Source organism: Bradyrhizobium jicamae (genome assembly GCF_001440395.1).
Lineage (GTDB): Bacteria > Pseudomonadota > Alphaproteobacteria > Rhizobiales > Xanthobacteraceae > Bradyrhizobium > Bradyrhizobium jicamae.
This window is the reverse complement of the sequence record NZ_LLXZ01000035.1, coordinates 1-13,149: the sequence shown is the minus strand read 5'-3', so window position 1 is coordinate 13,149 and position 13,149 is coordinate 1. Positions and strand designations below refer to the sequence as shown.

The 13,149-nt window shown below is 63.8% G+C and carries 16 protein-coding genes; 6 read left to right on the top strand and 10 right to left on the bottom strand.

Going from position 1 to position 13,149, the window contains the following annotated elements; genetic code table 11:
* Together CQ12_RS05995 and CQ12_RS05990 are read right to left on the bottom strand one after the other, a co-directional pair.
* Positions 1–565 (bottom strand): DUF1501 domain-containing protein (locus CQ12_RS05995; RefSeq protein WP_430642189.1); only part of this gene is annotated, 565 nt, incomplete at its 3' end.
* Between the two features lie 5 nt (positions 566–570).
* Positions 571–2,133, bottom strand: coding sequence for a DUF1800 domain-containing protein (locus CQ12_RS05990; protein WP_057834428.1), 1,563 nt, complete (start codon positions 2,131–2,133; stop codon positions 571–573).
* A gap of 99 nt (positions 2,134–2,232) precedes the next feature.
* On the opposite strand from CQ12_RS05990, the gene CQ12_RS05985 reads away from it, so the two are divergent.
* Both CQ12_RS05985 and CQ12_RS05980 read left to right on the top strand, forming a co-directional pair.
* Positions 2,233–2,439 carry a cysteine-rich CWC family protein gene (locus CQ12_RS05985; RefSeq protein ID WP_057834427.1) on the top strand — a complete coding sequence of 69 codons (207 nt, stop codon included), beginning with the start codon at positions 2,233–2,235 and terminating at the stop codon, positions 2,437–2,439.
* Positions 2,436–3,122 (top strand): HAD family hydrolase, encoded by a 687-nt coding sequence (locus CQ12_RS05980; protein ID WP_057834426.1) that lies wholly within the window; start codon positions 2,436–2,438, stop codon positions 3,120–3,122. The genes CQ12_RS05985 and CQ12_RS05980 overlap by 4 nt, the downstream gene beginning before the upstream one ends.
* A gap of 81 nt (positions 3,123–3,203) precedes the next feature.
* Here CQ12_RS05980 and CQ12_RS05975 read toward each other — a convergent pair whose 3' ends face one another.
* Both CQ12_RS05975 and CQ12_RS05970 read right to left on the bottom strand, forming a co-directional pair.
* A complete protein-coding gene (locus tag CQ12_RS05975; protein ID WP_057834430.1) occupies positions 3,204–3,623 on the bottom strand; it encodes a VOC family protein in 420 nt (139 codons plus the stop codon).
* Between the two features lie 25 nt (positions 3,624–3,648).
* The gene (locus CQ12_RS05970) at positions 3,649–4,242 is read right to left on the bottom strand and encodes a TetR/AcrR family transcriptional regulator (protein ID WP_057834425.1); all 594 of its coding nucleotides are present in this window, start codon (positions 4,240–4,242) and stop codon (positions 3,649–3,651) included.
* An 89-nt stretch (positions 4,243–4,331) separates the two neighbouring features.
* Between CQ12_RS05970 and CQ12_RS05965 the strand changes: the two genes are divergently transcribed.
* The 3 genes from CQ12_RS05965 to CQ12_RS05955 all read left to right on the top strand — a co-directional run bounded on the left by CQ12_RS05965 (position 4,332) and on the right by CQ12_RS05955 (position 6,403).
* Positions 4,332–5,123 carry a crotonase/enoyl-CoA hydratase family protein gene (locus CQ12_RS05965; RefSeq protein WP_057834424.1) on the top strand — a complete coding sequence of 264 codons (792 nt, stop codon included), beginning with the start codon at positions 4,332–4,334 and terminating at the stop codon, positions 5,121–5,123.
* A 183-nt stretch (positions 5,124–5,306) separates the two neighbouring features.
* Complete coding sequence (locus CQ12_RS05960) at positions 5,307–5,918, top strand: hypothetical protein (protein ID WP_057834423.1); 612 nt, start codon at positions 5,307–5,309, stop codon at positions 5,916–5,918.
* Positions 5,915–6,403 carry a hypothetical protein gene (locus CQ12_RS05955; RefSeq protein ID WP_057834422.1) on the top strand — a complete coding sequence of 163 codons (489 nt, stop codon included), beginning with the start codon at positions 5,915–5,917 and terminating at the stop codon, positions 6,401–6,403. Before CQ12_RS05960 ends, CQ12_RS05955 begins: the two co-directional genes overlap by 4 nt.
* A gap of 76 nt (positions 6,404–6,479) precedes the next feature.
* Here CQ12_RS05955 and CQ12_RS05950 read toward each other — a convergent pair whose 3' ends face one another.
* From CQ12_RS05950 to CQ12_RS05925, 6 genes are all read right to left on the bottom strand, one after another.
* Positions 6,480–8,024, bottom strand: a complete 1,545-nt coding sequence (locus CQ12_RS05950) for a peroxidase family protein (protein WP_057834421.1) — start codon at positions 8,022–8,024, stop codon at positions 6,480–6,482.
* Positions 8,025–8,212: 188 nt separating this feature from the next.
* Positions 8,213–8,491, bottom strand: coding sequence for a hypothetical protein (locus tag CQ12_RS05945; RefSeq protein WP_057834420.1), 279 nt, complete (start codon positions 8,489–8,491; stop codon positions 8,213–8,215).
* 213 nt (positions 8,492–8,704) lie between these two features.
* Positions 8,705–9,412 carry a glutathione binding-like protein gene (locus tag CQ12_RS05940; RefSeq protein WP_057834429.1) on the bottom strand — a complete coding sequence of 236 codons (708 nt, stop codon included), beginning with the start codon at positions 9,410–9,412 and terminating at the stop codon, positions 8,705–8,707.
* A gap of 204 nt (positions 9,413–9,616) precedes the next feature.
* Positions 9,617–11,332, bottom strand: coding sequence for an SH3 domain-containing protein (locus CQ12_RS05935; protein WP_057834419.1), 1,716 nt, complete (start codon positions 11,330–11,332; stop codon positions 9,617–9,619).
* Between the two features lie 177 nt (positions 11,333–11,509).
* The gene (locus tag CQ12_RS05930) at positions 11,510–11,746 is read right to left on the bottom strand and encodes a hypothetical protein (RefSeq protein ID WP_057834418.1); all 237 of its coding nucleotides are present in this window, start codon (positions 11,744–11,746) and stop codon (positions 11,510–11,512) included.
* A gap of 29 nt (positions 11,747–11,775) precedes the next feature.
* Positions 11,776–12,537, bottom strand: coding sequence for a sulfite exporter TauE/SafE family protein (locus CQ12_RS05925; protein ID WP_057834417.1), 762 nt, complete (start codon positions 12,535–12,537; stop codon positions 11,776–11,778).
* Between the two features lie 136 nt (positions 12,538–12,673).
* Between CQ12_RS05925 and CQ12_RS05920 the strand changes: the two genes are divergently transcribed.
* Positions 12,674–13,149: LysR family transcriptional regulator (locus CQ12_RS05920; protein ID WP_157088021.1), on the top strand; the 476-nt coding region annotated here is incomplete at its 3' end.

Genomic DNA, 13,149 nt, shown 5'->3' with positions numbered 1-13,149 from the left:
GCGGCGCCCAGCCGACGGTCGGCGCCGCGCCGCGCAGCACCAGCGGCGTGGTCGGGCCTACGGCCAGCGCGCTGCTCACACGTTCGCCCTTCGGCAGGCCCTCCAGCGCGCGATTGAGCCAGCCGGACTGCACCCGGCCGGGGCCGGCAAAGCCGCTTTCGAGCACGTCCTGTCCGTCGAAATGCGAACGCTCGCGATAGGGCGTCGCAACCGCATGGATCACCGCGGCCTTCCCGTCGCGATACATCCGCGCAAATTCCGGCATCGCCGGATGCAGCGAAAAGAAATTGTCGAGCGGCAGCGCCGCGTTCGGCCCGCCCGACGACAGCGCGATCGCGCCGTGCAGGCCGGCGTAATCGGGGTCGCCGATCGGCGCGACGGTGGCAAGCCCGTCCAGCGCGCCGCGCAGGATGATGACCACAAGCCGCGGATCGCGGCCATCGGCTGCGCGCGCGAATTTCGGCAAATAGGCCCACGCCGCAAAGGAGGCACCGCCGAGCAGCACGGCGCGCCGCGACGTCACCGATGACCGCAGATCCTCGCAGCAACCCAATGTCGTATCCATCGACATCATCTCCTCTGGAATTCCGGCGACATCAATAACAGCGCCAGCGCCTGCTGCCGCGATTCCGCGCGCTCGACGGTGCGCCGCGTCTCCATCGACGCCGTGTCGGCGGCGGAAAGCTCCAGCAGGTCGCGCGGATCGATGCCCTCGGCGAGCCTGGATGCAATCTGCGTGGAAATATCGAGCCTGAGCTTCATGCCCTCCGGTGCCAGCCATGCGGCGTTGGTATCGGCAAAACCGTTCGGCCCGGACGGCGACCATAGTGGTTGGCCCAGTGTCCTCAAGCCGCCGAGATAAAGGTTCGGATTATTCGGAATCTGCGCCAGCAGCCGGCCGGCTGCGATCAGGAATTCATAAGGCGAGCGGATCTTGGAAAGTGGCTCTTGCCAGGCCTCGTCGGAATCGACCAGCGCCAGCGCCAGCGCCTTCAGGTCGCCGTCGGTTCTGGTGAAGACATCCGACAGCCGTGCCACCAGCGCCGGCGGCGGATCGTCGGAGACAAAATGGCGCGCGAACTTCCCCGCGATGAACTTCGCGGTCGAAGGATGGCGCGCGATATCCCTAAGCACCGCCTCACCCTGCGCGACGCCTTCGGCGTCGTAGATTTTCCCCATCACCCGCTGCGCGCCTGGCTGGTGCGCATTGGCGTTGAACACGAAGGTGCCGGGCACGCCGAGTTGCCCCAGCCTGCCAGCGAAGGTCCAGCCCGTGATGATATTAGCGAGCGCCGTCACGTCGTCCTGCGAATAGCCGCCGCCGACGCCGAGCGTATGCAGTTCCAGGATTTCGCGGGCGAGATTTTCGTTCAGTCCGCGGTTGCGGTTCCTGCCGGCGCGCGAATCCGGGCCCAGCGATTGCTGGTTGTCGAGAAAGAACAGCATCGCCGGATGCTGCTCGACCGCCTTGAGCATGTCAGCGAAGCGCCCCAGCACATGCGGCCGGATCGCCTCGCGCTCGAACGAACCGGCCCACATCTGCGCCAGCCCGCCCTTGGCGGCGGAACTGCAGAAATGATTCGACCAGAACACCACCAGCCGCTCGGCAAATCCGCCATCGGCGATGACGGCGCGCTGCAGCCGCGCTAGCGCCTCGGCGCGAAAGGTCTTCTGGATGATGTTGAGCTCTGCCGAGCGCGGCGGCGCCGGTTTTGGCGCATTCGGCTGCATCGTCTCCGCGGGCGCCATCGTCGCATTGTCCGGCGGCTTCGCGGGCGGCTCCTTCGGCGCCATCTCCATCGCGATGCTGTTGAGCGAAAGGTTTCGCCGCTGGCCCTTGGCCTCCGGCGGTGGCGATGCGCCCTCGCCTGCCGCTGGCGGCGTTGCTGATTTGGCGGCGGCATCGCGCGCCCGTTGAACCTCGAACTGATAATCGAACGCCGCCTTGCCGAGCGCGGACGTCGACTGCAAGCCCGGCACTTCGAGCAGCGCGCCGTTGGGCCGGCTGAGTTCTGCCTTGACGAAGCCGCGCGGATCGGACGCCGCGTTGAGAAAATCGCCCGAGGCTCCGCCGCGCGCACCGAAGCCGAAGCGATTGAGGGCAACGAGGGCGGCTTGCGAATCGCGGGCCATCGGATTTCCCTAAAATTCTTCCCGGACGTATAGTGGCGCAATATAACGTGCTTCGGCGTGAACCCGGGATTAATTCCACGTCAGGATGCGGCCTCATTGATGACAGATCACGTGGAACATCAGCCGACCTCGCGCCGCCTCGCCTGCGCACGCTGTAGCACCGAATTCGGCTGCAATCCGTCCGGGCCCTGCTGGTGCAGCGACGAGGCGTTCCGGATGCCGATGCCCGTCGACGGCGGCGATTGCTTCTGCCCGGACTGCCTGCGCACACTCGCCAAACAGCGCACCAGCGCGGGTGCGGCATGAACGGCAAATGGAATGTCGGCGCCGTCCTGCTCGACATGGACGGCACGCTGCTCGACACCGAGAAAGTCTATTTCGAGAGTCTGGTCGCGGCGCTCACGGCCGGCGGCTTCGCCGATGACGCGGTCACACTGTGCCACGCAATGGTCGGCCTTCCCGGTCCGGCCTGCGAAGCGATGCTGCTCGACCGCTACGGCGCGGACTTTCCGCTCGCCGACATCAACCGCGCTTTCCTCGTCAACCGCGACCGCTTGATGGAGGCCGGCCTGCCGCTTAAATCCGGCACGCTGGAACTGCTCGACGCCCTCGCCGCCGCCGCTTGCCCGATGGCGATCGTGACCTCGTCGTCGCGGCGCTCCGCCGAACGCAACCTTTCGCTCGGCGGCATCCGCGCGCGCTTCGACACGGTCCTGACGCTCGACGACGTAACGCGCGGCAAGCCGAGCCCGGATCTGTATCTCCTCGCTGCGACGCGTCTCGGCCTCGCACCGCAAGCCTGCATTGCCGTGGAAGATTCCAATCACGGCGTCGCCGCCTCCCACGCCGCCGGCGCGATCACCATCATGGTGCCGGACATGACGCCGCCGACGGAAGAGACCCGCGCCAAATGCGCGGCCGTGCTGCCGGATCTCAATGCGGTGCTGGCGATGCTGCGCGAGCGCGGCGAATTTGGACGACGCTTGTAGGGTGGGCAAAGCGAAGCGTGCCCACCCTCTATCACCGTGCTCGTGATGGTGGGCACGCTTCGCTTTGCCCACCCTACGAAACTACTCCGCTGGCCCGGCGAATAGCAGCAGATTGCCATCCGGATCTTTTACGATGAAACTGCGCGCGCCCCAGGGCTCCCGTCGCAGCGTCTGGAAGAACGTCACGCCCGCCGCCTGAAACGCAAGAAAGAGGTTCTTGATCTCCTCCGCGCTCGCGACCGTGAACGAAGCCGCAAGCAACTGCTCGCGATCGCGCAGTTCGGGGTCGATCAGCGGGGCGGCGACGCAGCGCAGGTTGATCCGCGCGCCGTCGCGCGCGACCTGCGCATAGAATGGCGGCTCGCCATAGGTGAAGGCGATGCTGAAGCCGAGCTTGCCGGTAAAGAAATCGCAGGATGCCTTGATATCGGCGACGAAGAGCTGGGGCTCGGCGGCGGTGATGAAGGCTGCGGTGGAGGTCGTATCTGCATGGTCAGGCATGGTCGATTCCCCGTCCGGTGACATGCTAGTGCCGGCTGCGCCGCCGCGCCATTGCCGCTGCCGTCAGGGAGGATGCCGCCTCACCCGCGGTTTCCATATAGCTGGGATCGCGATGCAGCAGCACGACGGCGAATGAGCCGTCGAGCAGCAGCAGGATTTGCCGCGCCAGCCGCAGCGGCTCGGCAATGCCTTCCGCCTCGAAGGTCGCGCAAAGCCAACCCTCGAACTTCTTCTTGTGCGCAGCGCCAATCCTGATCGCTGGATGGCCGGGCATGTTGGCGAGCTCGGCAGAGGTACGGAGGAATCCGCATCCCTTCCACTTCGGATGCCGCGCCGAGCGCGCGAGGTTGCGAAAGATCGCTTCGACCTTGGCGGGCAGGCCGCCGCGGGCATCCGAAAACCACTGCCGGAACAGCGCCAGATTGGGCTGATCGCGGTTGGCGAGATAGGCCGCGACGAGATCGTCCTTGCTTTTGAAATGATAGTACAGCGTGCGCTTGGTGACGCCGGCCTTTTCGGCCACCGCGTCGACGCTGACGCCGCGGATGCCGTCATTATAGAACAGTGCGTTCGCCGCCGAGATGATGCGGTCACGGGTCGGGACTGCGGAGCGTGCCATGCCGGCTATGTATACTAACCAGTGAATATACACAATCCGGATGGTCTTCTAGGGTCACCGCAACACACCATCTCTTCCGGAGGTTCAAAATGCCCGATCCCATTCTGCTCGAAATCAACGACGGCGTCGCGCTGGTCACGCTGAACCGGCCGGACAAGCTCAACGCGTTGAACTATGCATTGATCGACCGCCTGATGACGGCGCTGGACGCAATCGAGACCGACGCCAACGTGCGCGCAGTGATCCTGACCGGCGCGGGTGAACGCGCCTTTTCCGCCGGCGCGGATATTCACGAATTCTCAGACAGCGTTCGCCAAGGCCGCGATACTTCCGTGCAAAGCTTCGTCCGGCGCGGCCAGGCCATGACCGCGCGGCTCGAAGCGCTCAGGAAACCGGTGATCGCTGCCGTCAACGGGCTGGCGTTCGGTGGCGGTTGCGAGATCACCGAAGCCGCGCATCTCGCCGTCGCCAGCGAAGCGGCAAGCTTCGCCAAGCCGGAAATCAATCTCGGCATGCCGCCGACCTTCGGCGGAACGCAGCGGCTGCCGCGGCTTGCTGGGCGCAAGCGCGCGCTGGAACTGCTGCTGACGGGCGATCGCTTCTCGCCGCAGCGGGCGCTGGAGATCGGCCTCGTCAACGCCGTCGTGCCGCACGATGAATTGCTGCCCGCGGCGCGCGAACTCGCAAACCGCATCATCAGGCATTCGCCGCTCGCGGTCGGCGGCATCATCACCGCGGTCACGCGCGGATTGAACATGGGCATCGCCGAGGGGCTGCAGGTCGAAAGCGAGCAGTTCGCCGCGCTGGTGCCGAGCCACGATCTCGGCGAAGGCATCGCCGCCTGGACCGCGCGCCGAACGCCAAACTATGCCGGCCGCTGAACCGCGGCAGATCTGGACGCAGAAATCCCAGCCAGTCCGCGTGTCGCAACGGTCCAATTCTCCGAGAAAGCCACGCAACGCGTTTACCGTCGCGTTACCTTTCGGCCTGCCCGAAGCCGGCAGCGGGCGGTTCGTTAAGGGGTTGCATGCAGTCCTCTGATGCACCGTTGCGCGAGCATTTCAATGCCCCGTCTGTTTTTCTATGTCGCCATCGCCTTCGTCACCTCGTTTGCTGCCGTATCGTGGGCTGCACGCGGGTTTCCCATGCATTGGTCCGGGCCGGTAAGCGTCAGCTCATTGCAGCCAACGATCGCCTCGACGTTCGGCGATACGAGCGCCATGGATGACGAGCGCAAGAGGCGGGAGAGCGCGGCGCAAAAGGACACGAATCCGTCACTCGACAAGATACGGCATGAAGTCCTGCAGGCCACCACCGGCTTCGAGATGTCGCCGTGCAACAGCGCCATGAAGAAGAATCTGATCGAGGCCCTGACGGCCTATACCCGCGCCTGGCAAACCAGGCTGGATTGCCCGGTGAAGATGTTTTGCACCGATGAGAAGCTGAAAGCCGCGGCCACAGCCTTTTCGACTCCGCTCGATAAGCGCATCAAGGAAGCCCTTTTTCAGGCGTTCATGCAGCCCGGAATCGTCAAGACGGATTTTCCAGCCTCGGTTCAATTCGACGTGCTTCAGTTTGCGGGTCCCGGCCTCTGGGCCGGTCCCACCCTCATGGCCGGCGCAGGCCCTTCTGTCTGTGGGTCCCAAACGGGGGCCACCGCGAGGGATGTCCGATGAACCGACTGGGGTTGATCTTATGTGCGATTGTGGTCTGGCAGATCGCTGCCTGGGCGTTCGCCCCGGCAAAACAGCCAGAAGCGCCGAAAGCGCCGCAACGCGACACGCGTGATTTCGGCCCCAACGAGAAGTACATGGTGGAAGGCCGAGAGAAGCAGCGAGAATCCGCGATCAGGGCGCTGGAGATGCCGTGGGGCAGCCGTTGCAGCGGCGATGATCGCAAGCAATTCATCAGCGGCCTCTACGAATATTATTACCATCGCAACCGCCAGACGGAGAGCTATCCCGAGAACTTCGGCAAGGCCGGCGCCGACTACATCACCGCACAATGGTCGACGGCCGACGATCGGCGCATTGATAGGCTGACGCAGGACGCTTACGCCAAGGGATACCTGAAGCCATCGGACCTCACCGGCGGCGCAGACAAGATGGTGGCAAAGGTGGTCAAGAACGAGCGCGTCACAGGAAAAGGCTGCCAAGGCTGACGAAGCATCATTGCGATTGCGCGAGCCCTGGCGTCGCGCAATCGCAGCCGCTTCAGACGGTGGCAGGCGCGAACGCCTAGACCGTCGAGATGTTGTCGATCGGGCTGATGTCACCGACGAACCGCAGCAGGTCGGCCATCGTGAACTCGCCCGGAGTCTTGGACGGCAGCGTCGGCTTCCAGTCCTTGCCCTTCAGCCACAGATACGACTGATGATCGCCGTTGACGAGGCCGACGAATACTTCGGCCACGATCGTCGCGCCGACCGGTCCGAGCTTTTCGCCGCCGCCGCGCTGCTGCGCCTCCTTGAGGATGTAGTACCAGAGCGGTGTGTGCTCGTGCAGGCCGTGCTTCTTTGCCACCGCACCGTCCGGGCCCTTTGCGATCTCGGCGGGGGTGAGCGGATGCTTGATCTTCATCGCCCTGGCGACATCCTGTCCCGACGGCAGTCCGAGCATGACGCCGCGTTTGAGGTTGCGGAACGGCAGGCTGCCGCCGCCGCCCGGCAGATCGTGCAGCTTGGGTATCAGGAACGGGTCGATCTTCCGCGAAGGATTGAGCCGCACGTCGGGGGGATTGGCCGCCAGTATTTCGTGGTAGCGGCGCCAGTCGATGATCCAGTTGCTGGAGAGCACCGGGATAGGTAGCGGCGGCTGCACCGGGTCAGGCGCGAGATCGCCGATGATTCCTCCCGACAGGCCGGTGAACCTGAACAGCAGATCGAGCGAGGCTGGGACGACACCGCCCGGGGTGAACTTGCGATTGTGGCTGTAGATCTCGCGCACCATGCTGTGGCCGAACCGGTACGCCGCCGCCGAGAACTCGACCGGCATGTAAGGCCACTTCCTGAAGCGGTAGAAGCGGCGGCCCTGATCGAGGATCTTGGCGACGATTCCCTTCTCGGTGATGCGCTCCACGAAATCATGCAGCACCATCCACTGGTAATGCCAGGTCACCGTCTGGCGCGCCTGGGCGAACAGTTGGTCGGCCGGTACCCCTGATGCAGCCAGGTGGTCGCACACCTTGTTGTGAAACTTCAGCATCGCCAGGTGCGTCTGGGCAACCACGAGATTTTCGTCATTGCGATGGTCGCCGATCAACGCAAAGCCTTCGGGGTTGCGCGGCAGGTCGTTGCGCGGCGTGATGGTTATATCGTCAACGCTGATGGTCTTGCCGAGCAACAATTTCGGTCCCGGATTCTTGCCGTTGGCCTCGCCGGGATTGCGCGCGTAAAGCTGCCGGCTGCCGTCCGGACCAAGACCATAGACGCTGTCGAGATCGAGCGCCGGCGTGCGGAAGTTCTCGGTCGCCAGCGGATCGGCCATCTTGTCGCCGAGCGAGGTGAGATCGAGCGTGATGTCGTGATCGATAAACTGGCCGAGATAGGTGAACCCGGCCGGGACCTTGGTGTTGTTGCCGGCGGCGTCACCCGGATTGGCATCCTTCATCGCGTCGGCGAGTTCCTTCAGCGGAGCGTCGTCGACAGCGAGCGGTTCGAGATTCGGAAACATCCGCCCGAACATGCCGGGATCGTCATGCCCGGAAAGTGAATCAAGAAACTGTCGGGTCGGGTGGCGGCCAGCCGTGCCATGGCCGGGCTGGACATTCACTTGAGTTGCCATCACTTCCTCCAATCGCAAATGTTGAAAGAAGAGGGGTACCGGGTGCGTCGCGCTGTCAGGTCAGTAAAGGTTCAGGTGAAATTCGAGCGATACCCCTCAAGAGGGTTCAGTCAGCAAAACCCAACTCCAGACTGTGACCAATCGGAGCGCGGTGCCAGCGGTTTATTTTTTGATTTGTGTGAGCAACTTCACTGACGTGGCGCGATGTCGAATTCCTTGCGCAGCTCGGCTTCGGTGTAGGAGCACACACCGCCATCGAGATCCCGCACCAGCCACTCCTCCAGATACACGATCTGCGTCCCGCTTTGCCGTTCATGTCGAAGCTCGAGGTGCCCGTCCTCGCTTCGCTGCAGCGAGCACGTGGATTGCACCCAGCTCGGCCATTCGTGCAGCGGCTGTCCGGTGAACTGCCAGGCGATCAACGCCACGTTGGTCGGGCGCGGCTTCAACTTCAGTGTGGTGTCCACAATCGTCTCCGAAACAATGGTTCCTGCAGTTTGACAACGCCCGGGCCCGGCAAAAGTTGGGCGTTCAAGGGGCAATTCTCGCCCCGATTCGCCGATATTGCCTATGCGTCTTTGGGATGGATATCCGGTGAATCCCCGGCCTGTCGTGCCGGAATAAGGACATGCGGGCCTGGGCTCCGCATGTCCTTGCGCGGCGTTCGCCGCCAATCCTTCCTAGCGCACCACGGCCGCCGTCTGGCCGAACAGGATTTTGCGCTCCTCCTCGGTGCGGTTCACCGGCTGGCCGAAGTTCGGATTGACCTCCTTCGCCTTGGCGTAGGCGCGCTCGGTCGCAGGCCGCGCGCGGATGGTTTCCAGCCAGCGCTTCAAATGCGGGAAATCGTCGATGTTCTGGTCCTGGTTCTTGTAGGGAACGACCCAGGGATAGCTCGCCATGTCAGCGATCGAATATTCGCCGGCGATGAATTCGCGATCCGACAGGCGCTTGTTCAGCACGCCATAGAGCCGGTTGGTCTCGTTCACGTAGCGGTCGATGGCGTATTTGATTTTCTCGACCGCATAATTTCTGAAGTGATGGTTCTGCCCGGCCATCGGCCCGAGCCCGCCCATCTGCCAGAACGTCCACTGGATCGCGTCATAGCGGCCGTAGAGATCCGTGGGTAAAAACTTTCCGGTCTTCTCGGCGAGATACAAAAGCATCGCGCCGGACTCGAAGATCGAGATCGGGTTGCCGCCGCCCTTCGGCGCGTGGTCGACCATCGCAGGGATGCGGTTGTTCGGCGCTATCGCCAGAAACTCCGGCTTGAACTGCTCGCCCTTGCCGATGTTGACCGGAAAGATCTTGTAAGCCAGCCCGGTCTCTTCGAGGAACATCGTAATCTTGTGGCCGTTCGGCGTGGTCCAGTAATGAAGGTCGATCATCGGGCGATCCCATCCTGCTTGCTGCGTTTCACGCATGCCGCAAAGAACATGCGATTGCATGAAACTCATCGCAGAACGGCCATCGAGTCAATGGCCGGCGACCGCGCCTCAAGGCGAGTTGATCTGCGATGGGAGCATGATGCAGAAGAGGAACTCCGCCTCGCCGCGCTTTCGCTTCGCACGACGAGGCGTGATCCGTCCGGCTCAGGCGTGCAGCCAGAATGCACTTTCGGCGAACTGATCGCCTTTCCACCAATTGAGGGTACCGGTGCCGCGGCGGAAATTCCTGGCTCCGGCCTGGCTTTGCAGCGGCTTGGTGACTTCGCCCGCGGCGTTGCGCGCCGCACGGTGGTCATTGGTTTCCGGCACCACGGCGACGATATGGCCCGATTTACCGTCCTCCTTCCGGCGCGCCACGATAAGGCCGACCGCGCCGATATTCGCCTCCTGCTGCAGCTTGGTCAGCGTGCTGGTCTGACGCCAGCCGAAGCGCGGCCCGAAGTCGCGCAGCCAGCGGAACAAAGCGTTGGCGCGCATCTCCATGATGGTGTTGCCGATCAGCGGCTCGACCTTTTCGCCTTGCGCGAGGCGCTCGATGGCGCCGGGCGTCCACCATACCCGCGGCAGGTACACGCCGGCCAGGATACAGTAGTCGTGCGCGTAGATGTTGCAGAAGGTCAGGCCGCTGCGCGGCTTGTAGCGTTTATGCGCCGCCTTGTCGGAAGCAAGATAATCGATGATCGCGTTGAGGCCGGTCCGCAGTTCCTCCGGAGTCTGGCCCTTGCGGGTCGGCATGTCGGGTTCGTTCAGCGAATGGGCGCCCGCGATCTCCGTCCGCCTGGTGATCAGGCCCCGCCGGCGCGGCATGATGACTTCGACGATGCCGCTCGTCGGCGCGTCCATCATCAACGCCACCGTCGGAATCTCGGTCACGTCGGCCGCCGCCGGAACAAGGAAGTCCGCCGAGGCGAAGCCGCGAATGTGCGCGCCGGTCAGGCTGGTCTCGATCTCGATGAACTTCTTCACCGGGGTGCCCGTAACGGCGCGCACCGGATGCCCGTCCGGCAGTTGCGCGATCACGTTCCTGGTCGCCGGCGAACTGATCTTCGGCTCGCTGCGCACGCGTAACGGGGTGAGCTCTGTCTTGACCACGAGGAACGGCCCGGTGGCCTCTACCGGCGTCGGCGGCGGCACGATGGCGCCGTTGGGCGGCGGGGGCGGCAATACCGACGAGCCGCCCGGCACCGGCACGGTGTGTGCCATGCGTATGAAGTCGAACATGTGCTCGCCATAGAACTTATGGCCGTCGAAATGGCCCTGCTTCAGGCCCTTGCTCGGGATGAAGTTGCCGGTGTTGTAGGCGATCGCGACCGCCGTCAGTTGCATGTCCGACAGCGACGGCTTGTTGAGCAAGCCGATCTTCTTCGCCTTGGCGGTCAGTTCACCGATGCACTTGCCGAGCGTTTCGCTGAACTTCTCGTAGCGCTTCTCGAGAAAGTAGTCCGGATCTTCCTTGAAGAATTGCAGGTCGAGCTGGAACATGCCGAAGCCGCGGCAGAACTTGTTTGGATTCGACACCGGGAATCCCGGAACGTGCTGTCCCATCTCCACCAGCGCCTGGCGGGCGATGGCGAACATCCTGTCGCCTCTCGGAACCGATAGCAGGTGGGCCTTGTTCCTCGGGAATGCTTTGCGCCCCTTGTTGGGCGGCTTGAAGTCAATGGTATCGCCGACACAGAGCGCGAGGATGCGATCCAGCGTCAGTTGCGGCTTCCTGCGCAGGATCGGCCAGACATCGCCGGTCTCCTGACAGGCCAGCGCGACCAACAGATCGAGCGTGAACGGCGTGCCCGCAATCGCGCGTTCGACTTCAGCGTGAAAATTCTCCTTGAACCATTTCATATCCGCGATGTTCGGCATGACAAAACTCCTTTGTCTCGCGCCGGCGCAATATTTGGTCAGGTGCAATTACTGATCGCAAAGATCGCATTGGCTCCTGCAACCTTACGATGTCAAACTGAATAGGCGATCGGAGGGCGGCCAAGTGTTGCCGCCGCCACATTCACGAAAACTTGTGTGACTGGAGCTCTTGGGAAATCAGCGGCCGCGCCGGTTGTCGCGCAGGAATTGCTCGCCGCGCGCGGTGATCGCAACCCGCACGCCCTCGCCTGCCACCGGCCGGCGCGCGACATAGCCGCGATCCACCGCATCTTCCCAGATCGTCAGCCGCGGGCATGAGGTGCGCCAGGTCTCGATCACCTCGGAATAAAGCCTCGGCTCGCGCGCGATCCATTCGACGAGATCGAGCACCAGGGGATCCGTCGTCTCGCTCATCGGCGCCTCCGCCTCAGAAGCGGTCCAACTCAGAACGCCAGCGCGCTGTTGCGCGTGAACAGCAGCCAGCCGCCGTACAGGATGTAGTAGCCGGCCACCGTCGTGATCAGCCGGTTCGCCCAGGTGCGAAACTGCGCATCGCTCATCGCTTCCAGGATGCGCCGCGCCAGCGTGGTGCCGAGCATCGAGGCTACGATCGCGATGCCGGCGAGCACCGGATCCAGCGTCGCCGCCTGGTCGATGATGCCGCCGAAATAGATCAGTTTGGTGAGGTGACTCGCCACCTGGCAGGTCGCCTTGGTCGCGACCACTTCGCGGCGGCCGAAATTGCCGCCGAGGAAGAACGTGTCCATCAGCGGACCGGAGACGCCGGTCATCAGCATCAGCCCCATGCAGATGAAGCCGTAGAACGACCCCTGCGCAATGCTGTCGGGGTTGGGTTTCAAGTTCTTCGGCATCAGCCGCGCCATGAACGGTGTCACGCCGAGCAGCAACAGCGCGATCGGCTTGTCCGGCACGTAGCGGGTGAGCGACCATACGCCGAGCGCGAGCGCGCAGCCGATCAGATACACGAACACCGGCCGCCAGCGGATATGCGCCCGCCACAGGAACGCGCGCCAGCCGTTGGACGCCATCTGCGTGATCGCATGCAGCACCATCGCCGTCGGCAGCGGCATCAGCATCAGCAGCACGCCGATCAGGATCATCCCGCCGGCCATGCCGAACAGCCCCGACAGAAACGCTGTCGCGACCATCAGGGCACCAAGGGCTGCAATCATCAGCGGCGTCACGCGAAGTCTCCTGCGCAGGCCAGGCTCGGAATGAGGCGCAGTTCAACCTAGGCTGCTACCCCATCCTTGTGCCTCGCTTGTCCCGCGCACGCAAACTGAGTTATCTTGCTCTGGCATCAGTTTTCCTGAGGGTTACGTGCGGCGGCTGCTCTTTCTCAACGGCATCAAGGCATTCGAAGCGGCGGCGCGCAGCGGCAGCTTCGCCGCCGCCGGCGCCGAGCTTAACGTTTCAGCCGCCGCGGTCAGCCGGATGGTGCACCTCCTGGAGGAGCGGCTCGGGGTGGCGCTGTTCGAGCGCAAGGCCAACCGCCTCGTCACAACAGCGGCGGGGCGCGCCTATCAGAGCGGCCTGACGCCGATCTTCGACGCACTGGCGAGCCTGACCGCGCAGGTGACGGCACCCTCCAGCGTCCGGGTGCTGACCATCGGCGTCGGGCCGACCTTTGCGATGAAATGGCTGATCCCTCGGCTGGCGGACTTCCGCAAACAGGAGCCCGATATCGACGTCCGCATCACCACCGGCGGCGCTGCGGTGCCGTTCGGCGAGGACTGGAGCTGTGGCATCAAGCTCGGCGGCGGCGAATGGCCCGGCCTGATCGCCGAGCCGCTGTT